This window comes from Xanthobacter dioxanivorans (genome assembly GCF_016807805.1).
GTDB lineage: Bacteria > Pseudomonadota > Alphaproteobacteria > Rhizobiales > Xanthobacteraceae > Xanthobacter > Xanthobacter dioxanivorans.
Map to the genome: position 1 here is coordinate 1,156,142 of NZ_CP063362.1, position 24,005 is coordinate 1,180,146.

The 24,005-nt window shown below is 68.1% G+C and carries 25 protein-coding genes and 1 other RNA gene; 18 read left to right on the forward strand and 8 right to left on the reverse strand.

Annotated elements, in window-relative coordinates:
* Nucleotides 1-25: 25 nt before the first annotated feature.
* The 5 genes from EZH22_RS05520 to EZH22_RS05535 form a co-directional block, all read right to left on the reverse strand.
* Nucleotides 26-1,894: a DNA polymerase III subunit gamma/tau gene (locus tag EZH22_RS05520; RefSeq protein WP_203194745.1), complete on the reverse strand. Its 1,869-nt coding sequence runs from the start codon at nucleotides 1,892-1,894 to the stop codon at nucleotides 26-28.
* A gap of 220 nt (nucleotides 1,895-2,114) precedes the next feature.
* Nucleotides 2,115-2,399, reverse strand: a complete 285-nt coding sequence (locus EZH22_RS05525; protein ID WP_203194746.1) for a hypothetical protein — start codon at nucleotides 2,397-2,399, stop codon at nucleotides 2,115-2,117.
* A gap of 83 nt (nucleotides 2,400-2,482) precedes the next feature.
* Complete coding sequence (locus tag EZH22_RS32345; protein ID WP_269902907.1) at nucleotides 2,483-2,605, reverse strand: hypothetical protein; 123 nt, start codon at nucleotides 2,603-2,605, stop codon at nucleotides 2,483-2,485.
* Between the two features lie 303 nt (nucleotides 2,606-2,908).
* An RNA gene (ffs, locus tag EZH22_RS05530) (signal recognition particle sRNA small type) lies at nucleotides 2,909-3,006 on the reverse strand.
* Between the two features lie 93 nt (nucleotides 3,007-3,099).
* A complete protein-coding gene (locus EZH22_RS05535) occupies nucleotides 3,100-4,719 on the reverse strand; it encodes an RNA-directed DNA polymerase (protein WP_210352035.1) in 1,620 nt (539 codons plus the stop codon).
* A gap of 273 nt (nucleotides 4,720-4,992) precedes the next feature.
* Between EZH22_RS05535 and EZH22_RS05540 the strand changes: the two genes are divergently transcribed.
* From EZH22_RS05540 to EZH22_RS05575, 8 genes are all read left to right on the forward strand, one after another.
* Nucleotides 4,993-6,111, forward strand: coding sequence for a hydrogenase small subunit (locus EZH22_RS05540; protein WP_203194748.1), 1,119 nt, complete (start codon nucleotides 4,993-4,995; stop codon nucleotides 6,109-6,111).
* Entirely contained in the window at nucleotides 6,108-7,922 is a 1,815-nt protein-coding gene (locus tag EZH22_RS05545; RefSeq protein ID WP_203194749.1) for a nickel-dependent hydrogenase large subunit, read from the forward strand. The genes EZH22_RS05540 and EZH22_RS05545 overlap by 4 nt, the downstream gene beginning before the upstream one ends.
* 12 nt (nucleotides 7,923-7,934) lie before the next feature.
* Nucleotides 7,935-8,684 (forward strand): Ni/Fe-hydrogenase, b-type cytochrome subunit, encoded by a 750-nt coding sequence (gene cybH, locus EZH22_RS05550; protein ID WP_203194750.1) that lies wholly within the window; start codon nucleotides 7,935-7,937, stop codon nucleotides 8,682-8,684.
* Nucleotides 8,685-9,162: 478 nt separating this feature from the next.
* The gene (locus tag EZH22_RS05555) at nucleotides 9,163-9,801 is read left to right on the forward strand and encodes a HyaD/HybD family hydrogenase maturation endopeptidase (protein ID WP_203194751.1); all 639 of its coding nucleotides are present in this window, start codon (nucleotides 9,163-9,165) and stop codon (nucleotides 9,799-9,801) included.
* A 3-nt stretch (nucleotides 9,802-9,804) separates the two neighbouring features.
* Nucleotides 9,805-10,137 (forward strand): HypC/HybG/HupF family hydrogenase formation chaperone, encoded by a 333-nt coding sequence (locus tag EZH22_RS05560; RefSeq protein WP_203194752.1) that lies wholly within the window; start codon nucleotides 9,805-9,807, stop codon nucleotides 10,135-10,137.
* Nucleotides 10,137-10,577 (forward strand): thioredoxin domain-containing protein, encoded by a 441-nt coding sequence (locus tag EZH22_RS05565; protein WP_203194753.1) that lies wholly within the window; start codon nucleotides 10,137-10,139, stop codon nucleotides 10,575-10,577. Before EZH22_RS05560 ends, EZH22_RS05565 begins: the two co-directional genes overlap by 1 nt.
* Before the next feature lie 10 nt (nucleotides 10,578-10,587).
* Entirely contained in the window at nucleotides 10,588-11,442 is an 855-nt protein-coding gene (locus EZH22_RS05570) for a hydrogenase expression/formation protein (protein ID WP_203194754.1), read from the forward strand.
* A 5-nt stretch (nucleotides 11,443-11,447) separates the two neighbouring features.
* Entirely contained in the window at nucleotides 11,448-12,344 is an 897-nt protein-coding gene (locus EZH22_RS05575; RefSeq protein ID WP_203194755.1) for a [NiFe]-hydrogenase assembly chaperone HybE, read from the forward strand.
* A 419-nt stretch (nucleotides 12,345-12,763) separates the two neighbouring features.
* Here EZH22_RS05575 and EZH22_RS32795 read toward each other — a convergent pair whose 3' ends face one another.
* Nucleotides 12,764-12,991: a hypothetical protein gene (locus tag EZH22_RS32795; RefSeq protein ID WP_203194756.1), complete on the reverse strand. Its 228-nt coding sequence runs from the start codon at nucleotides 12,989-12,991 to the stop codon at nucleotides 12,764-12,766.
* Between EZH22_RS32795 and EZH22_RS32800 the strand changes: the two genes are divergently transcribed.
* From EZH22_RS32800 to EZH22_RS05630, 10 genes are all read left to right on the forward strand, one after another.
* Entirely contained in the window at nucleotides 12,985-13,509 is a 525-nt protein-coding gene (locus tag EZH22_RS32800; RefSeq protein WP_203194757.1) for a nickel-dependent hydrogenase large subunit, read from the forward strand. The two genes, EZH22_RS32795 and EZH22_RS32800, sit on opposite strands and share 7 nt — an antisense overlap.
* The gene (gene hypA / locus EZH22_RS05590) at nucleotides 13,502-13,843 is read left to right on the forward strand and encodes a hydrogenase maturation nickel metallochaperone HypA (RefSeq protein ID WP_203194758.1); all 342 of its coding nucleotides are present in this window, start codon (nucleotides 13,502-13,504) and stop codon (nucleotides 13,841-13,843) included. Before EZH22_RS32800 ends, hypA begins: the two co-directional genes overlap by 8 nt.
* A complete protein-coding gene (gene hypB, locus EZH22_RS05595) occupies nucleotides 13,843-14,832 on the forward strand; it encodes a hydrogenase nickel incorporation protein HypB (RefSeq protein WP_203194759.1) in 990 nt (329 codons plus the stop codon). Before hypA ends, hypB begins: the two co-directional genes overlap by 1 nt.
* A complete protein-coding gene (locus EZH22_RS05600; protein ID WP_203194760.1) occupies nucleotides 14,829-16,304 on the forward strand; it encodes a sigma-54-dependent transcriptional regulator in 1,476 nt (491 codons plus the stop codon). The genes hypB and EZH22_RS05600 overlap by 4 nt, the downstream gene beginning before the upstream one ends.
* Nucleotides 16,305-16,566: 262 nt before the next feature.
* Nucleotides 16,567-16,869: a HypC/HybG/HupF family hydrogenase formation chaperone gene (locus EZH22_RS05605; protein ID WP_203194761.1), complete on the forward strand. Its 303-nt coding sequence runs from the start codon at nucleotides 16,567-16,569 to the stop codon at nucleotides 16,867-16,869.
* An 11-nt stretch (nucleotides 16,870-16,880) separates the two neighbouring features.
* Nucleotides 16,881-18,005, forward strand: coding sequence for a hydrogenase formation protein HypD (gene hypD / locus EZH22_RS05610; RefSeq protein WP_203194762.1), 1,125 nt, complete (start codon nucleotides 16,881-16,883; stop codon nucleotides 18,003-18,005).
* 61 nt (nucleotides 18,006-18,066) lie between these two features.
* Complete coding sequence (hypE, locus tag EZH22_RS05615) at nucleotides 18,067-19,071, forward strand: hydrogenase expression/formation protein HypE (RefSeq protein WP_231711312.1); 1,005 nt, start codon at nucleotides 18,067-18,069, stop codon at nucleotides 19,069-19,071.
* 23 nt (nucleotides 19,072-19,094) lie between these two features.
* Nucleotides 19,095-19,694: a HupE/UreJ family protein gene (locus EZH22_RS05620; RefSeq protein ID WP_203194764.1), complete on the forward strand. Its 600-nt coding sequence runs from the start codon at nucleotides 19,095-19,097 to the stop codon at nucleotides 19,692-19,694.
* A 99-nt stretch (nucleotides 19,695-19,793) separates the two neighbouring features.
* A complete protein-coding gene (locus EZH22_RS05625) occupies nucleotides 19,794-20,774 on the forward strand; it encodes a phosphotransferase enzyme family protein (RefSeq protein WP_333473687.1) in 981 nt (326 codons plus the stop codon).
* Between the two features lie 221 nt (nucleotides 20,775-20,995).
* Nucleotides 20,996-21,745, forward strand: a complete 750-nt coding sequence (locus EZH22_RS05630) for a carbonic anhydrase (protein WP_203194765.1) — start codon at nucleotides 20,996-20,998, stop codon at nucleotides 21,743-21,745.
* Nucleotides 21,746-21,757: 12 nt separating this feature from the next.
* On the opposite strand, the gene EZH22_RS05635 is transcribed toward EZH22_RS05630, so the two are convergent.
* Both EZH22_RS05635 and rpsA read right to left on the reverse strand, forming a co-directional pair.
* The gene (locus EZH22_RS05635; RefSeq protein WP_203194766.1) at nucleotides 21,758-21,985 is read right to left on the reverse strand and encodes a hypothetical protein; all 228 of its coding nucleotides are present in this window, start codon (nucleotides 21,983-21,985) and stop codon (nucleotides 21,758-21,760) included.
* Between the two features lie 118 nt (nucleotides 21,986-22,103).
* Nucleotides 22,104-23,816 (reverse strand): 30S ribosomal protein S1, encoded by a 1,713-nt coding sequence (gene rpsA / locus EZH22_RS05640; RefSeq protein WP_203194767.1) that lies wholly within the window; start codon nucleotides 23,814-23,816, stop codon nucleotides 22,104-22,106.
* Between the last annotated feature and the right edge of the window lie 189 nt (nucleotides 23,817-24,005).

Below are 24,005 nucleotides of genomic sequence, written 5' to 3' on the forward strand. Positions count from 1 at the left end.
AACCTCCGTGCTGCGTGGTGGCGAATCAGTATTCCAGCTCGTCGTCCAGCCCCGGACCGGAGAGCAGGTCCTCCTCGGAGGGGGCGAGCACCTCCTCGTGGAGGGGAGCCTCGGCGCGGGTGCGCACGTCCACCACCTCGGCGCCGGGGAAGCGGGCGAGCACGGCGGCCACCAGCGGGTGGGCCTTGATGCCCTCCTCCCGCTCGGCGCGCACCGCCTCGTTCTCCTCCGCCAGGGTGGGGCCGCCCGGCTGCGCGGAGAGGGAGACCAGCCAGCGCCGGCCGGTCCATTCGGAGAGCTTGCGGGAGAGGTCCTGGATCACGCTCGCCGGCGCGCCCGGAAGGAGGGCCACCTCGATGCGGCCGTCCTCCACGTGCACCGGCCGCAGCGAGGTCTCGATGGCGTGCTTCAGGGCGAGGTCGCGCTTGGTGGAGACGAACTGCGCCACGTCGGCGAGGCTGGCGAGGCGCGGCCCCGCCTCCGCCAGGACCACGGGCGCCGGCCGCGCGGCGGGGCGCGGCTCGGCCACGGCCCGGGGCGCCAGCGACAGGCGCGCGCCCCCGCCGCCGCCCGAGGGCGCGGGGGACGGGGCCGGAGAGGGGGCGGCGGACGAAGCCGGCGCATCGGCGGCCGGCTGGTCCTTCAGCCGGCGCAGCGCCTCGTCGGGGGTGGGCAGGTCGGCGGCGTAGGCGAGGCGCACCAGCGCCATCTCCGCCGCCTGGGCGGGCTTTGGCGCCTGCTGCACCTCGCCGATGCCCTTGGTGAGCATCTGCCAGGCCCGCGCCAGCACCCGCATGGACAGGCGCTGCGCCATCTGGAGTCCGCGCACGCGCTCGGCCTCCACCAGGGCCGCATCCTCGGCGGCGTCGGGCACGATCTTGAGCCGGGTGACGAGGTGGGTGAATTCGGCGAGGTCGGTGAGGATCACCGCCGGGTCGGCACCCGCATCATACTGGTCGCGGAACTGGGCCAGGGCGCGGGCCATCTCGCCCTTCATCAGCGCCTCGAACAAATCGATGACCCGGCCCTTGTCGGCGAGGCCGAGCAGGCGCCGCACCTCTTCCGCCGAGACGGTGCCGCCGCCATGGGCGATGGCCTGGTCGAGCAGCGAGAGCGAATCGCGCACCGAGCCTTCCGCCGCCCGCGCCACGATGGAGAGGGCCTCCGGCTCGATGGTCACGCCCTCCTTGGCGCAGATGCCGGCGAGATGGGCGGCGAGCACCCCCGCCTCCACCCGGCGCAGGTCGAAGCGCTGGCAGCGGGAGAGCACGGTGACCGGAACCTTGCGGATCTCGGTGGTGGCGAAGATGAATTTCACATGCTCCGGCGGCTCCTCCAGCGTCTTGAGCAGGCCGTTGAAGGCCGCCGTGGAGAGCATGTGCACTTCGTCGATGATGTAGACCTTGTAGCGCGCCATCACCGGCCGGTAGCGGGCGCTCTCGATGATCTCGCGGATGTCGTTGATGGAGGTGTTGGACGCCGCGTCCATCTCCATCACGTCCACATGGCGCGATTCGATGATGTCGCGGCACTGCTTGCCCATCACCGCCAGGTCGAGGCTCGGGCCGCCGGGCGATGTGTTTTCCTGGGGCTCGTAGTTGAGCGCGCGGGCGAGGATGCGGGCGGTGGTGGTCTTGCCCACCCCGCGCACGCCGGTGAGGATGTAGGCCTGCGCGATGCGCCCGGAGGAGAAGGCGTTCCGCAGGGTGCGGACCATGGCCTCCTGGCCGATGAGGTCGGTGAAATTCTGCGGCCGGTATTTTCGGGCCAGCACGCGATAGGCGGCCGGAGCCGGGGCCGCGACGACGGGCGCCGCGGCCGGCACCGGCGGCGGTCCGCCGAGGTCGAGCCCCGGCCCGTCGTCGTCGGGGTGCGCGCGCGTGTCGTCGCTCATGAAGCCGCCTTGGGGTCAGCCTTGGGGTGAGGGGATGCGTCCCTCCCCCATACATAGCATCGCGAGCGCGCGCGTCGAGGCGCGGGGGACGAATTGGCGGGACGGGCCGGCCACGCCTGTTGATGACGCGGCCGCGCCTGCGCGGCGGTCGAGCCCCGTCGCGAACGCCCGACCTGGCCTCGCGACCTGGCCTCGCAATCTGGCCTTGGCGACTTGGCTCTTACTTGGCCTTCGGCACCTCGGGCAGCGGCGGCTTGGTGGTGGCGGGGGCCGCCGGGGTGGCGGCGGGCGCCGCCTTGGGCGCCTCGGCGGCCGGCACATGCATGCAGACATAGCGCCGCGAGCCCTGGGCGAAGGCCTCCTTGTTCTTGGCATCGAGCCGCGCCGGAATGTTCCGGGCGATGGCGGCCTTGCAGGCGTCCTCGGTGGGATAGCTGTTTTCGCGGTTGACGGACGTTTCCGGATTGACGAGGGCACTCAGCACGATGACGACGACGACCCACATGGCAGCCTCCTTGGAACAGGCACTGCGTGTCTATGCGCCGATCGGTACGGGATTGCGACGGGAGCGCGGCGCTTTCAGGCGGGCTATTCCGGGCTGGTGACGATGTCCATGTCGTTCAGCCGCACGCAGACATAGCGGCGGAAGCCGTCCTCATATTCCCACTTGCCGGCCATATCGCGCCGGCCGGGCGTAGGCGGCGAGCGCATGCCGGCGGCTCTCCTCGCTCGCATGGGCCGCAGAGCGGTTGACCTGCAGGCGCCCTCACGATGCCCCACATGGCGCAAGCCCTTCGCGACGTCCTCCCCGACGGCCCGGCCTTCCCAAACACGCCGCGCCCGCCGCGTGACGTGCAATGCACGGATTTGCGCGCATGACGCCAGGGCGGGTGCGGATGGGGGGGCAGAGGGGGCGGCGGTTGGGCGGCAGGGAGAAGCCGCGCCGACTCACGCCACGCCTCACGCCGGGCCGAAGGCGGCGCGGCGGGCGGGACCGGTTCTGAACGCAAATGAGGTGGGAGGCTGGACGAAGACCCGAGTCGGGCTCGTTGGGGCTGCTTCCTTCCGGACCTGACCCGGTTGGCGAGTGGCTCGTCCACCGCCAACCTCCCACGCGCTATATGGCAGGGGCGGGGGAGGGATGCAAGGGGGTGGCTGCGGAGTTCGATCAAGAGCAAGCGATCAAAACATCACCGAGGCGCCCCCTAAAATAAGAACTCTTCCTCATCCTCATCACCTTCGCCATCGTTGTCATATATACTTATACGAGGCTCGATAGCTCTCGTTATAGCCGAGAAATCGCCCTCATCAACGTCATCAAACACATGTATTTTTGCGTCAGTTAATATTAAACTGATTTTATCATTCTGTATATCCTTCATCAACTCGTTTTTACAAGGAAATTTATTCTTTCTAGGCCAATCTCTCGTTTTCCATTCCATTATTACGGGCCAATATGGTCCATACCCGCCATCCGAACCACAAACTGGAATGACATCATCGAATATCGACTTCCTCATCATGCCCAACTCCGCAGCAACGAGAGTGGACAATATCGAAAGACTTGCGCAATTGTTAGCTATCACACTCGTTTCTATTTCTTTTAAATCAATATTTAGCCGCAGGGAAGCAAATATAAGCCAACATACTTCACTGTCATTTCCTAGTCGTCCGTGCTTTGTGATCAATTCCTTAATAAGTCCACTCCATACGTTTATATCAACGTCACCTTTAACGTATTGTCTCCAAATTATAACTCTCATAACATAGTCTACAGCATGACCAAAATGAGCAGTCACGCGCTTCAAAAAAGGCTCAAAAACATTCCAATAAGATGTCTTAATGCCGGAATTATCGATTTGTCGGATTGTATATTTTAGAATGCCATCGTCATTGTTTTTAACGGCCAAAGAAAAGGCAAACTCAAGGGCAGACCGAAGCCGATCCTCAGATCTCCTCGGCGGCCCATCCACGGCAAGCGAAATCAGGTTAGATATTTCGAGCGGCCAATAATCCGCAAATGAAAAATCTGCATCGTAAATTTTCGTTTTTGATTCATTTATATCTAGCTCAAAATGTCTGATAGACTCCCTATATTTCCAGAGCGCCTGCTCTGCGTCTCCATGACTATTCGCTCCAATCCACACGTCATCGACATGCCTAACTATGCCAATATTTTTTCCCACGAATCTTTCTTCAAAGTCCGCATCAATCGCAGTTGCTACAATCTCTGCGAAGTAACGCGAAGCGTCGGGACCCACAGGAATCCCTATTGTCTGGCCGTCTTGCCCCTGCCGAATTATTTGATCAATCTTGTTTCCCCAGATTAAATTTGAATCAAAACTCCTATCCTCCTTCGCCGCAAGACGCCCATGCAACGCCCAAGGTATAGAATGCGTATAAATTGAATGGTAGAATCTCGATATATCAGTTTTAGCAATAAATCTGTACACACTTAGTTTTTCAGATATTACTTTTTCGAGCTCGGAATGAGTCGATATATTTACGGCCCTGTCAGATTTTTCATCGTAGATGGGCCTTGATAAGCTAAAGTTTGACTTTAGAAAAAATTGATTCAACTCACTAGATCTATCGTCGATAATTTTTGCTGAATCGTGAGCCATTACAGGGTGCGCCACGGAGAATTGCCTGCGCGTCATGCCCCGTTTTGAGGAATTATGCGTAGCGGGCCGCGTAGCAATTTTCTTGTGTGTCTGATAATCAGATCGTGTCGAAAGAAAATCGCCAAGCTTAACAGAACTAAATATCGGCGGCAGATTTTCCGGCAGATATCCCTTCGCCAAAAGGTCACGTTTGAGGGACATTATCACCACCACGATTCAGGATTCTGTCACTGACGGCTTCTGCCCTAAATATGCTCGCATCCCGCTTGCCCCGGCAACCCCCTTTCCACCCCACCCCTGAAACCGCTCACCCCCCATCCACCCCTTCCGCCCCGCCCCAACACCCAACCCCCTGAAATCCCACACACTCCCTCTCTGGCACACGCCTTGCTGAAACGGTTCCAATCCCCCGGCCTCGACGCCGGCGGGGAGGACAAGGTCAGCCCAAAGGTCAACCAAGAGGGGGACGCCTTTATGGCCCTCGAGACGTTCTATGAGGTCATGCGGCGGCAGGGCATCACCCGCCGTTCGTTCCTGAAATACTGCTCGCTCACGGCGGCGGCCCTCGGCCTCGGGCCCGAGTTCGCGCCAAAGATCGCCTATGCCATGGAGACCAAGCCGCGCACCCCGGTGCTGTGGCTGCACGGGCTGGAATGCACCTGCTGCTCGGAGAGCTTCATCCGCTCGGCGCATCCCTTGGCCAAGGATGTCGTGCTGTCCATGATCTCGCTGGATTATGACGACACGCTCATGGCCTCCGCCGGCCACCAGGCGGAAGCGATCCTCGACGAGGTGATGACCAAGTACAAGGGCAACTACATCCTCGCGGTGGAGGGCAATCCACCCCTGAACGAGGATGGCATGTACTGCATCATCGGCGGCAAGCCATTCGTGGACCAGCTGAAGAAGGTGGCGAAGGACGCCAAGGCCATCATCTCCTGGGGCTCCTGCGCCTCCTATGGCTGCGTGCAGGCCGCGCGCCCCAACCCCACCCGCGCGACGCCCGTGCACGAGGTGATCTTCGACAAGCCCATCATCAAGGTGCCGGGCTGCCCGCCCATCGCCGAGGTGATGACCGGCGTCATCACCTACATGCTCACCTTCGACCAGCTCCCCGCCCTCGACCGGCAGGGCCGGCCGCTGATGTTCTATTCCCAGCGCATCCACGACAAATGCTATCGCCGGCCGCACTTCGATGCCGGCCAGTATGTGGAGAGCTTCGACGACGAGGGCGCGCGCAAGGGCTATTGCCTCTACAAGGTGGGCTGCAAGGGCCCCACCACCTACAACGCCTGCTCCACCGTGCGCTGGAACGATGGCGTCTCCTTCCCCATCCAGGCCGGCCACGGCTGCATCGGCTGCTCGGAAGACGGCTTCTGGGACAAGGGCTCGTGGTATGCGCGCCTCGCTGACCTGAAGGGCTCCGGCTTCGGCATCGAAGCCAACGCCGACCAGGTGGGCCTGATTGCCGCCGGCGCGGTGGGCGCGGGCGTCGCGGCCCATGCCGCCATCAGCGCGCTGAAGCGCGCCCAGCACAAGAACACGGACGGTGCGACCAAGGGCGCGACCACCACCGAGGGAGGCGAGAAGTGACCATCCAGACGCCGAACGGCTTTTCCCTCGACACATCAGGCAAGCGCATCGTCGTCGATCCGGTGACGCGCATCGAAGGCCACATGCGCTGCGAGGTGAATGTGGATGCCAACAACATCATCCGCAACGCGGTCTCCACCGGCACCATGTGGCGCGGGCTGGAAGTGATCCTCAAGGGCCGCGACCCGCGCGACGCCTGGGCCTTCGTGGAGCGCATCTGCGGCGTGTGCACCGGCTGCCATGCGCTGACCTCGGTGCGCGCGGTGGAGGATGCCCTCCAGATCAAGATCCCCAACAACGCCTTCCTGATCCGCGAGATCATGGCCAAGGTGCTGCAGTGGCACGATCACGTCGTCCACTTCTACCACCTGCACGCGCTGGACTGGGTGAACCCGGTCAACGCCCTGAAGGCGGACCCGAAGGCGACTTCGGTGCTGCAGCAGTCCATCTCGTCCCACTCCAAGTCCTCGCCGGGCTATTTCCGCGACGTGCAGAACCGGCTGAAGAAGTTCGTGGAGAGCGGCCAGCTCGGCATCTTCAAGAACGGCTATTGGGACAACCCGGCCTATCTGCTGCCGCCGGAAGCCGACCTCTTGGCGGTGACGCACTATCTGGAAGCCCTCGATTTCCAGCGCGAGATCGTGAAGGTCCACACCATCTTCGGCGGCAAGAACCCGCATCCGAACTATCTCGTGGGCGGCGTGCCCTGCGCCATCAACATGAACGGCGACATGGCCGCCGGCGCCCCGCTCAACATGGAGCGGCTGAACTTCGTGAAGCTGAAGCTCCAGGAAGCCTTCGAGTTCTCGCAGAACGTCTATGTGCCGGACGTGATCGCCATCGCCTCCTTCTACAAGGGCTGGCTCTATGGCGGCGGCCTCTCCGGCCAGAACGTCATGGACTATGGCGACTACGAAGCCATCCAGGGCCAGAAGAAGACCGACCGCCTGCCCGGCGGCGTCATCCTCAACGGCAACTGGAACGAGGTGCATCCCATCGACCCGCGCGACCCGGCGCAGGTGCAGGAGTTCGTGGCGCACTCCTGGTACACCTATGGCGACGCGGACAAGGACAAGGGCCTGCACCCGTGGGACGGCATCACCGATCCCCAGTACGTGCTCGGCCCCAACGCCAAGGGTACCCGCACCAACATCGAGGCGGTGGACGAGAACGCCAAGTATTCCTGGATCAAGGCGCCGCGCTGGAAGGGCAATGCGGTGGAGGTGGGCCCGCTGGCCCGCTACATCCTCGCCTACGCCCAGGGCGTCGACTTCGTGAAGGGGCAGGTGGACGAGGCGCTGGGCCAGTTCAACACCCTCGCCGGCACCAATTTGACCCCCAAGCAGGCGCTGCCCTCCACCATCGGCCGCACGCTGGCCCGGGCGCTGGAGGCGCACTACTGCGCCAAGATGATGCTGGACGACTTCGACCACCTCATCGCCAACATCAAGGCCGGCGACACCTCCACCGCCAACATGGAGAAGTGGGATCCCGCCACCTGGCCGAAGGAGGCCAAGGGCGTCGGCACCGTGGCGGCGCCGCGCGGCGGCCTCGGCCACTGGATCAAGATCAAGGACGGGCGGATCGAGAACTACCAGTGCGTGGTGCCCACCACCTGGAACGGCGGGCCGCGCGATCCCAAGGGCAATATCGGCGCGTTCGAGGCCTCCCTCATGAACACGCCCATGCAGCGCCCCGAGGAGCCGGTGGAGATCCTGCGCACGCTGCACTCGTTCGACCCGTGCCTGGCCTGCTCCACCCATGTGATGTCCCCCGAGGGCGAGGAACTCGCCCGCGTCACCGTGCGCTGAGGGAGGAATGCCATGACCGACACCTCTCTCTCCGGCGCCGCCCCCCCGGCGGTGCCCGCCGCCCCGGTGACGGCGACCAGTGGCGGCAGGAAGCTGACCACCTTCTACATCTACGAGGCGCCGGTGCGCCTCTGGCACTGGGTGAACGCCCTCTCCATCGTGGTGCTGTGCGTCACCGGCTATCTCATCGGCTCGCCTTTACCGACGCTCTCGGGCGAGCCGAGCGCCCATTATCTGATGGGCACCATCCGTTTCATCCACTTCTCGGCCGGCTACATCCTCGCCGTGGGGTTCCTGGGGCGGATCATCTGGGCCTTCTTCGGCAATACCTATTCGCGCGAGCTGTTCACCTTCCCCTTCTGGCGGAAGAGCTTCTGGCGCGGCTTCTTCATCGAGATCAAGTGGTACGCCTTCCTCAAGCCACGGCCGCTGAAGTTCATGGGTCACAATCCGCTGGCCCAGGTCTTCATGTTCTTCGTGATGGTGCTGGGTCTGGCATTCATGATCGTCACCGGCTTCGCCCTCTATTCGGAGGGCACGGGCCTGGGATCGTGGCAGGACAAGCTGTTCGGCTGGGTCATCCCGCTTCTGGGCGGCTCCATGCAGGTGCACACGCTGCATCATCTCGGCATGTGGGTGATCATCCTGTTCGTGATCATCCACGTCTATTCGGTGATCCGGGAGGACATCATGTCCCGGCAGTCCATGGTCTCCGCCATGACCAACGGCTACCGAACCTTCCGCGACGACGATCCGGCGTGAGAGCGGCGCGGGAGGGGCTCCCCCTTCCGCCGTCAGGCCGGGCACGGGGTTTCCCTCGGACGGACGACAGGAAAGGGCGCGGCGCCGGCCGCGCCCTTTTTCCTTGGGCCACCCTCCCCGCTTCCGCGTCACGCAGGCGGTATGCGAGCCCGGCGGGACGTCCCCGGAAGAGCCGCGGGCGAGGCCGCCGCCCCTCCGAAACCCGCATGGCGGGTGTGCGCGAAGCCGGGGTGAAACGGTTGGAAATGCCTTCCATCATCCGGAAAGCGGAAATTCAGATTCCAAATTCTGGATGAAAAGGACACACTCCTTTCATTCGACGCCATCCCGCCACGTTCGAGGTATGCAGCGGCCACGATCCGAATCAACACTTTGGCCGGCTCTGCACCCTGCTGGCACGCTCCTTGAATTGGAGGAACTCGAAATCAGACGGCGGCAGACCGTCGCGGGAGGCCGTGTTCGAGGAGGGACGCGTCGCATGGACGACGAACGGAAAGCTGCGCCCGATCAGCCGCGCATCCTGGTGCTCGGCATCGGCAACATCCTGTGGGCCGACGAGGGCTTCGGCGTCCGCGTGCTGGAGACGCTCGACGCCTCGCACGCCTTCGCGGACACCGTCACGTTGCTCGACGGCGGCACCCAGGGCCTCTACCTCCTGCCCTATTTGGAAGAGGCCGACGGCGTCATCATCGTCGATGCGGTGGATTACGGCCTCGTCCCCGGCACCCTGCACATCCTCGCCGATGCCGAGGTGCCCGCCGTGCTCGCCGCCCGCAAGGTGAGCCTGCACCAGACCGGCTTCCAGGAGATCCTCGGCCTCCTCGCGCTGCGCGGGAAGACTCCCGCCCGCATCGTGCTGGTGGGCGTGCAGCCGCAATTGCTGGACGATTACGGCGGCGGCCTCACCGCCACCATTGCCGCGCAGGTGCCCGCCGCCGCGCGCAAGGTGCTCGACATCCTCGCGGCCGAGTTCGGCATCGTTCCCGCCCCGCGCGCCGGGGAGGGCACCCTCGTCACCCCCGCCGTCGCCCGCGACGCCTACGAGACCGAGCGCCCCAGCGCCGAGGCGGCCTGCCGCATCGGCGACCCGCGCGTGCTCGCCGCGGCGCGGAGCTGAGCCATGTGCCTCGGCCTTCCCATGCGCGTCGATGAGGTGGACGGCACCTTCGCCCTGTGCACCGCCGACGGCCGCGCCGAGCGGGTGGACCTCGCTCTGGTGCCCGATGCCGTGCCCGGCGACCACGTGCTGGTGTTCCAGGGCACCGCCCGCCGCCGCATGGATGCGCAGGAGGCCCGCCTCGTCACCGAGGCCTTGGCCGGGATCGCCGCCATCATGGCGGGGCAGGCCGATGCCGGCCTCGTCGACCGCGCCTTCGCCGACCTCGCCAATCGCGAGCCCACCTTGCCGCCCCATCTCGCCGCGGCCTTCGCCGCCGGCCGAAAGGAAGCCTGATGCCCGAGGCCGCCGCCCCCGATCTCGCCACCGGTCCTGCCCCCGCGCTCGATCCCAAGCTGCACCCGCTGGTGCGCCGCCTCGTCGCCGAGCGCGGCTGGCCCTATGTGGAGGTGCTGGAGGACGCGGCGCGGCTCGATGCCCGCGACCACTTCCTGTTCCTGCCCGCCCACGGCAAGGCGCACCTGGAGAGCCCGGACATCGCCGTGGTGCTGCCCGAGCTGGTGAAGGCCCTGGGCGGCGACGCGGTCATCGGCGGCGCCGTGGCCGGGCCGAAGGCGGAAGCGGCCCTGCGCGAGGCGCTGAGCCTCGCTCTTCCCGCCATCGTGGTGGTCCGGGCCAGCGCGCCGGTGGGCGCCGTCGCCCGCATGCGCGACTGGGACGAATATCTCGAACGCCTCGGCGCCCTGCTCAAGACCCCCTCCGCCGCCACCCACTGAGGCCTGCCCCATGTCCTCGAGCCCCTTCGCCACCCAGCCCCCCACCGGCTTCGGCCCCGGCAGCCAGCCCGGCACCGACGAGGAGGGGCTCGCCTATCTTCCCTTGCCCTCGGGCATGCGCACCTTCGAGGCGCATCTGCCGGAGGTGGAGGACAAGGACCGCTTCGCCCCCGCCTTCCTGGTGCTGGAGGAGGTGATCGCGGCGCTGGAGGCGTGGACGCCCGGCGCCTGCCTGCCCATCTCCCTGTCCCACCTCGACCCCGCCAACCTCGCTTTGGTGGACGAGGCCATGGGCGAGGGCGAGGTGGCGGTGATGGTCGCCGGCCTCGGCGACATGCGCGCCATCGAGATCCAGGAAGCCACCTTCGCCGGGGTGTGGCGCCTGCGCGGCGGCGCCGGCACCGAGCGCATCGAGGTCGCCGCCTTCCCGCGCGGCGCGCTGGTGCGGGCCTTCGGGGCCGCCACCGGCATCGACCTTTCCGGGCTCGACGCGCCCGCCCCCGGCATCTTCAACGCCCCGGCTTTGCTGGTGGAGATCGAGGACCGCTCCCGCACCCGCGCGGCGGGGGACCCGCCCCACGTCATCAACCTCTCCCTTTTGCCGCACACGCCGGAAGACCTCGCCATGCTCGACGCGCGGCTGGGCACGGGGGCGACCACCGTGCTGTCGCGCGGCTACGGCAACTGCCGCATCGACGCCACCGCCACCAGGAACGTGTGGCGGGTGCGCTTCTACAATTCACAGGACATGCTCATCCTCGACACCATCGAGGTCTCCGACGTGCCCGAGGTGGCCTGCGCCGCGCGCGAGGACATCACCGATTCCGCCGAGCGCCTCACCGAGGTGCTGGCGGCCATGCGGTGAGCGCCATGGCAACCGACCTGCACGCCTTCTTCGAAGGCTCCTATCTGGGCGACCGGGCGCGGCTTGCCCCCACCGCGCGCCTGGAATGCAAGATCTGCTGGCACGTCTACGACCCCGCCGAGGGCTGCGAGACGTGGCAGGTCCCCGCCGGCACCCCGTTCAACGCCTTGCCCGACCACTGGCGCTGCCCGGTGTGCGACGGCGCGCGCGAGCAGTTCATGGTGCTGGACGGCGGCGCCCCGGACCTTCCCGCCGTGGCCCGCGCCGCCCCCGTCGATCCGCATCTCGAAGCCCAGCTCAAGGACATGCCGGGCGTATTCGAGGCCACCTTCCGCGAGATCCACTCGGGCAAGATGAAGGGCGTGCCCTTCGTCAACGAGACGCTGGGGGTGAAGGCGCTGGGCTTCCGGATCCACGAGGGCCGGGTGCTGGGGGTGCTGGTGACGCCGTGGTTCATGAACCTGGTGCTGCTGCCGGGGGCGGACGACGACTGGTCCGGCCTGCGCACCGGCGACAAGGAGCTGATCGACTTCCCGTCCGGCGCTTATGAATTCCTCGCCGCCACCCGGCCGGAGACGGGCCCCTACAAGGCCTGCTCCCTGTTCTCGCCCATGTTCGACTTCTCCTCCATGCTGCAGGCGGTGGAGACCGCCGAGGCGGTGCTGCCGGCGCTGCTCGATCCCGCCAACCGGGAGGACGGCACCCGCTCCGCCGAGATCCGCCGCCGGGCGGAGGCGGAAGCCGCAGCTCTCGCGGCAGCGGAAGAAGCGGCGGCAGCGGCGGCGACGGCGCCCCACCCGGCCGCGCCGGTGGAGATGTCGCGCCGCGCGGTGTTCCTCGGCCCGCGCGCCGACGGGGCGCAGGGGAACGTCCTGGCGGCCCAGCCGGATGGTGCCGCATGATCCACGCCCCCGTCACCCTGCGCCGCCTGACCCTCGCGCCCGATGCGCGCGGGGCGGGCTGGCGCGTCACGCGGGAGACGGGACCCGACCCGGCGCAGGCCCTCGTGGGCCGCACGCCGCAGGAGGCGGGGCGGCTCGCCCCCCTCGTCTTCAATTTGTGCGGCGCCGCCCACGGCCATGCCGCCGCCGCGGCGCTGGGCCTGCCGGCTCAGTCCGATGCGGCGGCCATGGCGCGGGAGAGCGTGCGCGACCACGCCCTCGCCATCCTCCACGCCTGGCCCGCCGCCCTCGGCGCGAGCCCGGACCGCGAGACGCTGCGGCTCCTGGCCCGGCCGGACGGCGATCGCGCCTTCGCCACGGCGCTGGTGGGGGATGGAAGCGATCTGTCCGGCTTCTCCCTCGCCGGCCTGGAGGCGTGGCTACACGCCGCCCCCACCGGCACCGCCCGCCTGCTGGCCCGCATCCGCCATGAGGTGGACCCGGCGCAGGGCCGCGCCGGACTGCCGGAGCTGACGGAGCAGGATGTGGCGGACGCCCTTGCCGGCCTCACCTCTCCCCTTGCGGGAGAGGGTGCCGCGCGGCGCGCGGTGGGTGAGGGGGTCGGCACCGCCCGACAGGGGGCGGCGGGCGCCGCGAGGCTGTGCCACCCCTCACCCCTGCCCTCTCCCACAAGGGGAGAGGGGGTCGAGCGCTCGGGAACGGGAAGGCCTGCCGCCGCCTCCGTGCTCCGCGAGACCCAACTGCGGGAGACCTCGGCGCTCGGCCGCGTCGGCCGCACCCCGCTCCTCGCCGCCCTTCTCGCGGCGGAAGGGCCGAGCCTGTTCGTGCGGTTGATCGCCCGGCTGGTGGACTGCCTCGCGGCGCTGCGGCCGGCCGGCGCGGGCCTGCCGGCCTTGCCCCCTCCCTTGCCTCTGGCCTGGGCCTCGCCCCGGCCGCGCGGGGGCTGCTCGGCCACGGGGCGCGGGTGGAAGGCGGGCGCGTCGCCGCCTACCGCATCCTCTCCCCCAGCGCCTGGAACCTCGCCCCCGGCGGCCTCCTGGACCGCGCCTTCGCCGCTCTGGCACCCGGCCCGGACGCGCGCCGCCTTGCGCCGCTGCTCATCTCGGCCCTCAATCCCTGCGTACCCGTCTCGCTCGCCTTCGCGGAGGATTTCGCCCATGCATGAGATGGCCGTCTGCGAGAGCCTGCTCACCGCCATGGAAGAGGCGGCGAAGGCGCAGAACTTCTCCCGCGTCACCCGCGTGCGGCTCGCCGTCGGCCGCTTCGCCGGCATCGAGGTGGAGGCGCTGCGCTTCGGCTTCGACGTGGTGATGCGCGGCTCGCTGGCCGAGGGCGCGGAACTGGTGGTGCTGGACGAGGACGGCACCGCCTGGTGCTTCGAGTGCAGCGAGACCGTGCCGCTGGACCACCGCCTCGCCCCCTGTCCGAAATGCGGCGGGGAGCGCCTCGTGCCCAATGGCGGCACGGACATGAAGATCAAAGACCTGGAGGTGATGTGATGTGCACGGTCTGCGGCTGCAGCGGCGACGGCGCCACCATTTCCGAAGCCACGAGCGGGCATGCCCACGCCCATTCGCATGCGCACGCGCATTCTCATGCCCATGGCGCGGCGCACACGCACACCCATGCGGACGGCGCCACCCACAGCCACGGGCATGATCATGACCACGGGCATCATCACCACCCGCACGACGATGCCGCCGCGGCCGGCACCCTGGACTACGGCGCCGGCCCCGCCCGCGCCCATGCGCCAGGCCTCAGCCAGGCGCGCATGGTGGAGATCGAGACCTCCATCCTCGCCAAGAACGACGATTACGCCGGCCGCAACCGCGCCCGGCTGGACGCCGCCGGCATCCTGGCGCTGAACCTTCTCTCCGGCCCCGGCGCCGGCAAGACCACCCTGCTGGTGGAGACCCTGAAGGCGCTTTCCGGCCGCTTGCCCTGCGCCGTCATCGAGGGCGACCAGCAGACCGACAACGACGCCGCGCGCATCCGCGCGGTCGGCACCCCGGCGGTGCAGATCAATACCGGCAAGGGCTGCCACCTGGACGCCCACATGGTGGGCCACGCGCTCGGGAAGCTGCCGCTTCCCCCCGGCGGCGTCCTGTTCATCGAGAACGTGGGCAACCTCGTCTGCCCCGCCGCCTTCGACCTTGGGGAGACCAAGCGCGTCACCCTGATCTCGGTGGCGGAGGGCGAGGACAAGCCGCTCAAATATCCCGACATCTTCGAGGGTGCCGACCTCGTCCTCATCACCAAGGCCGACCTGGCGCCGCACGTGGATGCGGACATGGCGACGCTGGAGGCCAACATCCGCCGCATCAACCCGACGGCGGACATCCTCACCACCTCGTCCCGCGGCGAGATCGGCCTCGCCCGCTGGATCAACTGGCTGGAAGCCGCCCGCGCCGCGCGCCTCGATGCGCTGGCGAGCGCCCGCGAGGCCGAGGCCTCTGCCCTACGCGCGGCGGCGGGAGGGACGCGATGAACCGGCGTCCCGCCATCCTCGTGGTGGACGACGAGCCGCGCTCGGTGGAGGTCATCGCCCGCGTGCTCGACGAGGAGTTCGACGTCTTCACCGCCCTCAACGCGGACGAGGCGCGACGCATCCTGGAGAACGAGTGGATCCAGGTGATCTTCTGCGACCAGCGCATGCCGCAGACCACCGGCGTCGCCCTGCTCACCGAGGCGCGCGAGCGCTGGCCGGACATATTGCGCATCATCGTCACCGGCTACACCGAGCCGGCGGACATGATCGGCGCCATCAACGAGGCCGGCATCTACCAGTTCATCCCCAAGCCCTGGCATCCGGACCAGCTGCTGCTGGCGGCGCGCAACGCCGCGCACCTGTTCCAGCTCCAGCGCGACCACGAGCGCCTCAACCTGGAAATGAAGCTCACCGCCCCCACCGCCGAGGCCCGCCTCGGCGCGCTCGAGGCGCGGGTGAAGCAGAACTTCCACTTCGACACGCTGATCCGCGCCCCCGGCAGCCCGCTGTCCGACCTGTGCCTGCGCGCGGCGCAGGTGGCCACCTTCGACGTGCCGGTTCTGGTGCATGGCGAGACTGGCACCGGCAAGGAACTCTTGGCCCGCGCCATCCACTATTCCAGCCTGAGGTCCGACCGCCCCTTCTTCGCGGTGAATTGCGGGGCGATCCCGGACGAGCTCTTGGAATCCGAGCTGTTCGGCCACAAGAAGGGCTCGTTCACCGGCGCCCACGTCACCCGCATCGGCCTGCTCGACCAGGCGGACGGCGGCACCATCTTCCTCGACGAGATCGGCGACGTGTCGCCGGCCTTCCAGGTGAAGCTGCTGCGCTTCCTGCAGGAAGGCGAGATCCGCCCGGTGGGCTCCAACGAATCCAAGCGGGTGAACGTGCGCGTGCTCGCCGCCACCCACCGCGACCTTTACGGCGAGGTGGGGCGCGGGCGCTTCCGCGAGGACCTCTATTACCGCCTCTGCGCCATGGTGCTGACCCTGCCCGCCTTGCGCGAGCGCCGCGCCGACATCCCCGTGCTCGCCCGCTCCATCCTCGATGCGCTCTCGTCCCAGCACGGCAAGCGGGCCAAGGGCTTCACCGAGGAGGCCCTCGCCTGCATGCAGGCCTATGACTGGCCGGGCAACGTGCGGGAGCTGCAGAACGAGGTGACGCGCATGCTGGTGCTGGCCGAGCGCGACACCCTCTCGGCCGACCTGCTGTCGCCGCACCTGGTGCGCGCCGCCGCCGCCGAGACCCGCGCGCCGGAGACCCGCGCCAGCGAGGCCATCGCCTTGCCCGATGGCGGCCCGCTCAAGGACCGCATCGAGCGCATGGAGGCCACCATCCTCACCGAGACGCTGGTGCGCTGTCGCTGGAACAAGAGCCGCGCGGCGGAGGAGCTGGGCCTCTCCCGCGTGGGGCTCCGCGCCAAGCTCGACCGCTACGGGATCGCCCGCGGCGGCGCCTTCGGCCAGCATTGAGGGGGTGGGGATGATGACCCATGTGCCGGCCATGCTCCCCTCTCCCCTCGAAGTCGGCTTTTGCCGACTTCGACCTCCACGAACCGAACTTGGCAGCAGCCGAGTTCGGGCGGGAGAGGGGTTGGGGGTGAGGGGTGAGCAGCATGCGTCGCTTTTCACCACAGCCGGGACGAACGGAGGGAACACCCCTCACCCCAGCCCTCTCCCGCAAGGGGAGAGGGAGTTACATCGCGCCAGCATCGAAGTTTGAAGGAGCCAGCCCATGTGCCTCGGCATTCCCGGACAGATCGTCGCCGTCGCCGATGCGGACGCCATGCTGTGCGTGGTGGACGTCTCCGGCGTGCGCCGCACGGTGGACGTGGTGTGCGTCGCCGCGCCCGGCGCGCCGCTCGAAGACCTCATCGGCGCCTGGGTTCTGGTGCATGTGGGCTTCGCCATGAGCCGCATCGACGAAGAGGAGGCCGCCGCAACCCTCAAGGTGCTCACCGAGATCGGCGAGGCGGCGGCCGAGATGGAGGCGCTCATCACCGGCAGCGTCGAGCTTCACCCGATCCCGACGGCCTGAGGAGACCGGACATGCGCTATGTGGACGAATTCCGCGATCCCGCCCTCGCCTCGGCTCTGGTGAAGGAGATCGGCGCCATCGCCGCCCGCCTGGAGCGGGGACGGGACAAGCCCTTCGCCATCATGGAGGTGTGCGGCGGACACACCCACGCCATCTTCCGCTACGGGCTGGAAGGCCTTCTGCCCGACCTCGTGGAGTTCGTGCACGGCCCCGGCTGCCCGGTCTGCGTGCTGCCCATGGGCCGGGTGGACGACTGCGTCGCCATCGCCGAGCGGGACGAGGTGATCTTCGCCACCTTCGGCGACGCCATGCGCGTGCCGGGCTCGCGCAAGAGCCTGCTCCAGGCCAAGGCCGAGGGGGCGGACGTGCGCATGGTCTATTCGCCGCTTGATGCGCTCGCGCTCGCCAAGCGCAATCCGGAGCGCGAGGTGGTGTTCTTCGGCCTCGGCTTCGAGACGACGATGCCGTCCACCGCCCTCACCGTGCTGCGCGCGGCGCGGGAGGGGGTGACCAACTTCTCGCTGTTCTGCAACCACATCACCATCATCCCCACCCTGCGGGCGCTCCTGGAGCAGCCGGACCTGGGCATCGACGGTTTCATCGGGCCGGGGCACGTGTCCATGGTGATCGGCACGGCGCCCTACCGCTTCATCGCGGAGGAGTTCGCCAAGCCGCTGGTGGTGGCCGGCTTCGAGCCCATTGACCTGTTGCAGTCGCTGCTCATGGTGCTGCGGCAGATCGAGCAGGGCGCGGCGCGGATCGAGAACCAGTATGCCCGCGTGGTGCCGGACTTCGGCAACCCGGCGGCCCTCGGGGCGGTGGCGCAGGTGTACGAGCCGCGCGAAACCTTCGAGTGGCGCGGCCTCGGCTCCATCGCCGGGTCCGGGGTACGGCTGAAGCCGGCCTATGCCGCCTTCGACGCGGAGAAGCGCTTCGCGGTGCCGGACATCAAGGTGGCCGACCCCTCCTCCTGCCGCTGCGGCGAGGTGCTCACCGGCGCGGTGAAACCCTGGGCCTGCCCCGAGTTCGGCAAGGGCTGCACGCCGGAGACGCCGCTCGGCGCCCTCATGGTCTCGTCGGAAGGCTCTTGCGCCGCCTACTACCAGTATGGCGGTATTCGCGGAGAGGCCGCATGAACATCCCCTTCTCCGCCCCCCTCCCGCCCGCCGCCGGGCGCTGACGCAGAAGACCGTCACCATGGCCCATGGCGGCGGCGGCAGCGCCATGCGCGATCTCATCGAGGACGTCTTCCTCTCCGCCTTCTCCGGCGCCGGCCACGCCCCGCCCGAGGACCAGGCGCGCTTCGACCTTTCGGCGCTGATGGCCCATGGCGACCGGCTCGCCTTCACCACCGACGGCTTCGTGGTGGACCCGCTGTTCTTTCCCGGCGGCGACATCGGCACGCTGGCCGTGTGCGGCACGGTGAACGACCTCGCCGTGGGCGGGGCAAGGCCCGTGGCGCTCTCCTGCGCCATCATCATCGAGGAAGGTCTGTCGGTGGAGACGCTGCGGGCAGTGGTCGCCTCCATGGCGCAGGCGGCGCGGGCGGCCGGCGTTTCCATCGCCACCGGCGACACCAAGGTCGTGCCGCGCGGCGCCTGCGACAAGCTCTTCATCACCACCACCGGCATCGGGGTGGTGCGCGCCGGCCTCGACGTGGGCATCGGCAGGGCGCGGGCCGGCGACGTGGTGCTGGTGAACGGCCTGCTCGGCGACCACGGCGCCGCCATCCTCAACGCCCGCGGCGACCTGGCGCTGGACACCGAGATAAAGAGCGACTGCGCGCCGCTGAACGGCCTCATCGACACGCTGATCGCGGCGGCGCCCGGCATCCGCATGATGCGCGACGCCACCCGCGGCGGCATCGCCGCGGTGGTCAACGAGCTGGCGGAGGCCAGCGCCGTGGGCGTGAAGCTCGACGAGCTGTCGCTGCCCATGCGGCCGGAGGTGATGGGCTTCTGCGAAATCCTCGGCCTCGATCCGCTCTACCTCGCCAACGAGGGCAAGATCCTCGCGGTGGTGCCGGCGGACGAAGCGCCGGCCGCGCTGGCCGCCCTGCGCGCCCATCCCTTGGGGCAGGACGCCGCCATCATCGGCGAGATCACCGGCGAGCGGCCCGGCCGGGTCGTCATGCGAACGCGCTTCGGGGGAGAGCGCATCGTCGATATGCTGGTCGGCGATCAATTGCCCCGCATCTGCTGAAACCTTCACTTGGGGAGAAAGATATGCGTCACACAGTCCGCACGGCGCTCGCCGTCGCCGCCTTCTCGGCCCTGCCGCAACTGGCCTTCGCCCATACGGGCGTGGGGGCCGTGCACGGCTTCGATGCCGGCTTCGCCCACCCCATGGGCGGGCTCGACCACCTGCTCGCCATGGTGACCGTGGGCATCTTCGCCTACCAGCTCGGCGGGCGGGCCATGTGGGCGGTGCCGGCGACCTTCGTGGCGCTGATGGCGGTGGGCGGCGCGCTGGGGATCGGCGGCATCGGGCTGCCGTTCGTGGAGGTCGCCATCGCCCTGTCGGTGGTGGTGCTCGGCCTCGTGGTGGCCTTCGGGGTGAAGGCGCCGCTGGCCGCCGCCATGGCGGTGGCGGGCGTCTTCGCCGTGTTCCACGGCCACGCCCACGGCACCGAGATGCCCCTCGACGCCTCGGGCCTCGGCTATGGCCTCGGCTTCATGAGCGCGACCGCCCTCCTCCACCTCGCCGGCCTTAGCCTCGGCATGGCCGTCGGCCGCTTCGGCGAGACCCACGGCACCCGCTATGTGCGCGGCGCCGGCGCGGCGGTGGCGCTGGCCGGCATCGGCCTTCTCGGCGGGATCCTCTGAGGCTCCCGTCCCCGGCATGAATGCACGGCCGGGCGCGCGCGGCCCGGCCGTGCTATAGGCCCCCGGATCTGGAATGCCAGACCGCAAGGAGCCCGGCGGGTGCTGTACGACGACGCGTATCTGGCGCGGATCGAGGGGCTGATCCGCGCCCATCTTCCCCTCTGGGAGCTGCCGGCCGACGCCGCCCTGAGCCTCCTCGCCATTTCCGAGAACGCCACCTTCCGCGCCAGCGCGCCCGGCCGCGACCTGGTGCTGCGCGTCTACCGGCCGGGCTATCACGGCACGGCCGAGATTTCCTCCGAGCTCGCCTGGATCGCGGCCCTGCGCGCCGAGGCGGTGGTGCCCACCCCAGCCATCCTGCCCGCCCGCGACGGGCGCGCCCTGGTGGAGATCGACGACGCCGGCACCCCCCGCCGCATCACCGCCTTCGCCTTCGTGCCCGGCGCCGAGCCGCGGGAGGGCGACGACCTGCCCCGCTGGTTCCACCGGCTCGGCGCCATCCATGCGCGCCTGCATGCCCACGCGCGCCGCTGGCGGCGACCCGACGGCTTCACCCGCAAGGTGTGGGATTTCGAGAGCATGCTGGGCGCCCGCCCCCTGTGGGGCGACTTCCGCGCGGCCCCGGGCCTCGACGAGCCCGGCCGCGCCCTGCTGGAGCGCACCGCGCGGGTGCTGCAGGCGAGGCTGGCGCCGCTCTCCACGCCGGACAGCTTCGGCCTCGTCCATGCGGACCTGCGCCTCGCCAACCTGCTGGTGGAGGGCGACGATCTCACCCTCATCGACTTCGACGATTGCGGCTTCTCTTGGTACCTCTACGATTTTGCCGCCGCCGTCTCCTTCATCGAGCACACGCCCGTGGTGCCGGCGCTGAAGGCGGCCTGGATGGAGGGCTACCGCACCCTCGCCCCGCTGCCCGCCGATGCCGGGGCCCGGCTCGACGTGCTGGTGATGCTCCGCCGCATGCTGCTCACCGCCTGGATCGCCTCCCATGCGGAGACGCCCACCGCCCGGTCCATGGGCGAGCCCTATACGCACGGGACCCTGGCGCTGGCCGAGGATTTCCTGGCGCGGATGGGGTGAACGGGGCCGACCTGCCCGTGCAGAAGCGTTGCCTTGCATCGTGCTCTACGCTCTAGTCGCACGCGGTCGGCGGATCGGCCGGCTCAGAGCGCGATCCGAGCAAGTTGAACCCATTTGCCCGGTGAATCGCCCTCTCACTCTGAGATGGAGAACGCGGTATCCGACCAGCTTGCGACGCAGGCCGGTGAACGCGTGCTCTCGCCAAGTCCTTGGAGGAAACCATGGCCATCAAACGCCGCGCCTTGCTCGCCGGCCTCGCCGCCTGCCCGCTCTGCGCCACCCTCGCCCGCGCCGCGAGCGTCCACTGGACCTATGAGGGCCATGGCGGCCCCGAGGAATGGGGCAAGCTGGAAAGCGACTTCAAGTCCTGCGCCATCGGCAGCCAGCAGTCGCCCATCAACCTGGAATGCGCCGTCGAGGCGGCCGGAACCGGGCCAGCACTGTCCTGGAAGCCGGACGCCTTCAAGGTGGTCAATAACGGCCACGCCATCCAGGCCGACGCCACCTCCGAGGCCTCCACCGCCACCATGGGCGGCAAGACCTATGTGCTGCGCGAGTTCCACTTCCATGCGCCGAGCGAGCATGCCGTCAACGGCAAGCGCACCGCCATGGAGGCGCATTTCGTCCATGCCGCGCCGGACGGAAACCTGCTGGTGGTGGGGCTGTTCATCGTGCCGGGCAAGGCCAATGCCGCCTTCTCCACGCTGATGGCCGCCGCGCCGAAGACGGAGGGCTCCGAGGCGCTCAAGGCCCCGCTGGACCCCACCGGCCTGCTGCCCGCCAAACGCGCCACCTATCGCTACGAGGGCTCGCTCACCACCCCGCCCTGCTCGGAGGTGGTGGACTGGAACGTGTTCGCCGAGCCCATCGAGGTGGCCGAGGCCGACATCAAGGCCTTCCTCGCCATCTTCCCCATGAACGCCCGCCCGCTGCAGGCGGTGAACCGGCGCTTCCTGCTGCGGCTCAACTGACGCGGCGGCGGGTCACGGCACCGACTTCACGGCGATGCACGGAAACTTCTGGTTACAGGGACCCGCGGGGTGGCCGTGATAGTCGTCCCATCCGACGAGCATCACCGTGCAGGGCGTGCTTGCCGAGTTGCCGCAGGGCCCGAACTGCGCGTCGGCGGGGGTCACCATGCGCTGAACGGTGCTCACCACGAGGGTGGCCGCAATCACAGTGAGAACGGCGCTGCTGTAACGGTCGGTCACGGCGCGCCTCCACACTCTCCGGTAGAGATCGCGAACATTGCCCGTTGCCGAATAAAAGAAAAGGGGCCGGTGCGATGCACCGGCCCCTTCCGCGTTGCTGAATGATCGCCAGGCGCGATCAGTCTTCCTTGTCGCCCTCGCCACCGGCCGCGCGCTGCTTGAGCGCCGCGCCGAGGATGTCGCCGAGGGACGCGCCCGAATCCTGCGAGCCGTAGGCCGCCACGGCCTCCTTCTCTTCAGCGATCTCGAGCGCCTTGACGGAGACCTGCACCTTGCGCGCCTTGCGGTCGAACAGGGTGACGCGGGCATCCAGCTTGTCGCCCACCGAGAAGCGCTCGGGGCGCTGGTCGTTGCGCTCGCGGGCGAGCTCGGAGCGCTTGATGAAGGCGGAGAGGTCGGTGCCGGTGAGCTTCACCTCGATGCCGCCGTCCTTCACGTCGGTGACTTCGCAGGTGACGATGGCACCCTTCTTCACCTCGCCGGCCTCGGCGAAGGGATCGCCGGCCAGCTGCTTGATGCCCAGCGAGATGCGCTCCTTCTCGACGTCCACGTCGAGCACCACGGCCTTGACCATGTCGCCCTTGCGGTATTCGTCGATCACCTGCTCGCCCGGACGGTTCCAGTCGAGGTCGGAGAGGTGGACCATGCCGTCCACGTCGCCGTCGAGGCCGAGGAACAGGCCGAACTCGGTCTTGTTCTTGACCTCGCCTTCGACCACCGCGCCGGGGGCATACTTCTCGGCGAAGGCCTCCCACGGGTTCTGCAGCGTCTGCTTGAGGCCGAGCGAGATGCGGCGCTTGGCGCTGTCCACTTCCAGCACCTGGACCTCGACCTCCTGGGAGGTGGAGACGATCTTGCCGGGGTGGACGTTCTTCTTGGTCCACGACATTTCGGAGACGTGGATGAGGCCTTCGATGCCCGGCTCCAGCTCCACGAACGCGCCGTAGTCGGTGATGTTGGTGACGCGACCCTTGAAGCGGGCCTCCACCGGATACTTGGCCTCGATGCCCTCCCAGGGATCGCCCAGAAGCTGCTTCATGCCGAGCGAGATGCGGTGGGTCTCGTGGTTGATCTTGATGATCTTCACCTTCACCGTCTGGCCGATGTTCAGCACTTCGGTGGGGTGGTTCACGCGGCGCCAGGCGATGTCGGTGACGTGCAGCAGGCCGTCGATGCCGCCGAGGTCCACGAACGCGCCGTAGTCGGTGATGTTCTTGACCACGCCGTCGATGGCCTGGCCTTCTTCGAGGTTCTGCACCAGCTCATGGCGCTGCTCGGCGCGGGTCTCTTCCAGCACGGTGCGGCGGGAGACCACGATGTTGCCGCGGCGGCGATCCATCTTGAGAATCTGGAAGGGCTGCTGGTTGTGCATCAGCGGGCCGACGTCGCGGATCGGGCGGATGTCCACCTGGGAGCGCGGCAGGAAGGCCACGGCGCCGTCGAGATCGACGGTGAAGCCGCCCTTCACCTGGTTGAAGATGACACCGAACACCTTCTCGTTGGCGGTGAACGCCTTCTCGAGCTTGACCCAGCTCTCCTCGCGGCGCGCCTTGTCGCGCGAGAGGACGGCCTCGCCCATGGCGTTCTCGACGCGCTCGAGATAGACCTCGACTTCGTCGCCGACCTTGATGGGGCTCTCGCGGCCGGGGCCGGCGAACTCGCGCAGGGCCACGCGGCCCTCGGTCTTCAGGCCGATGTCGATGATCGCCAGATCCTTCTCGATGGCGACCACGATGCCTTTTACGACGGCACCTTCCTGCATGTCGGCGCGGCCGAAGCTCTCGTCGAGCAGGGCGGCGAAATCATCACGGGTGGTTTCTACGGCGGACATTCACGCTCCAGACTTCGTTGCGCCGGCATCTCGCGTTGCGAGGCCCGGACCGCTCGGGTGTCCGGCATCCGATGGGAATGCCGAACGGCCGCCGCAAAAGCGGCGGGCCGGCGCATGAGCCGGGCGGTACGGGCGATGGATCGAGTGTCCGGATGCGCGGCTCAGCGAAAGCCAGGGCGGGCTGCCTCC

Coding starts and splice junctions, on each gene's coding strand:
- EZH22_RS05520 (WP_203194745.1), bottom strand. CDS start 1,894: ATGAGCGACGACACGCGCGCGCACCCCGACGACGACGGGCCGGGGCTC.
- EZH22_RS05525 (WP_203194746.1), bottom strand. CDS start 2,399: ATGTGGGTCGTCGTCGTCATCGTGCTGAGTGCCCTCGTCAATCCGGAA.
- EZH22_RS32345 (WP_269902907.1), bottom strand. CDS start 2,605: ATGCGCTCGCCGCCTACGCCCGGCCGGCGCGATATGGCCGGCAAGTGG.
- EZH22_RS05535 (WP_210352035.1), bottom strand. CDS start 4,719: ATGTCCCTCAAACGTGACCTTTTGGCGAAGGGATATCTGCCGGAAAAT.
- EZH22_RS05540 (WP_203194748.1), top strand. CDS start 4,993: ATGGCCCTCGAGACGTTCTATGAGGTCATGCGGCGGCAGGGCATCACC.
- cybH (WP_203194750.1), top strand. CDS start 7,935: ATGACCGACACCTCTCTCTCCGGCGCCGCCCCCCCGGCGGTGCCCGCC.
- EZH22_RS05555 (WP_203194751.1), top strand. CDS start 9,163: ATGGACGACGAACGGAAAGCTGCGCCCGATCAGCCGCGCATCCTGGTG.
- EZH22_RS05560 (WP_203194752.1), top strand. CDS start 9,805: ATGTGCCTCGGCCTTCCCATGCGCGTCGATGAGGTGGACGGCACCTTC.
- EZH22_RS05565 (WP_203194753.1), top strand. CDS start 10,137: ATGCCCGAGGCCGCCGCCCCCGATCTCGCCACCGGTCCTGCCCCCGCG.
- EZH22_RS05570 (WP_203194754.1), top strand. CDS start 10,588: ATGTCCTCGAGCCCCTTCGCCACCCAGCCCCCCACCGGCTTCGGCCCC.
- EZH22_RS05575 (WP_203194755.1), top strand. CDS start 11,448: ATGGCAACCGACCTGCACGCCTTCTTCGAAGGCTCCTATCTGGGCGAC.
- hypA (WP_203194758.1), top strand. CDS start 13,502: ATGCATGAGATGGCCGTCTGCGAGAGCCTGCTCACCGCCATGGAAGAG.
- hypB (WP_203194759.1), top strand. CDS start 13,843: ATGTGCACGGTCTGCGGCTGCAGCGGCGACGGCGCCACCATTTCCGAA.
- EZH22_RS05600 (WP_203194760.1), top strand. CDS start 14,829: ATGAACCGGCGTCCCGCCATCCTCGTGGTGGACGACGAGCCGCGCTCG.
- EZH22_RS05605 (WP_203194761.1), top strand. CDS start 16,567: ATGTGCCTCGGCATTCCCGGACAGATCGTCGCCGTCGCCGATGCGGAC.
- hypD (WP_203194762.1), top strand. CDS start 16,881: ATGCGCTATGTGGACGAATTCCGCGATCCCGCCCTCGCCTCGGCTCTG.
- hypE (WP_231711312.1), top strand. CDS start 18,067: ATGGCCCATGGCGGCGGCGGCAGCGCCATGCGCGATCTCATCGAGGAC.
- EZH22_RS05620 (WP_203194764.1), top strand. CDS start 19,095: ATGCGTCACACAGTCCGCACGGCGCTCGCCGTCGCCGCCTTCTCGGCC.
- EZH22_RS05630 (WP_203194765.1), top strand. CDS start 20,996: ATGGCCATCAAACGCCGCGCCTTGCTCGCCGGCCTCGCCGCCTGCCCG.
- rpsA (WP_203194767.1), bottom strand. CDS start 23,816: ATGTCCGCCGTAGAAACCACCCGTGATGATTTCGCCGCCCTGCTCGAC.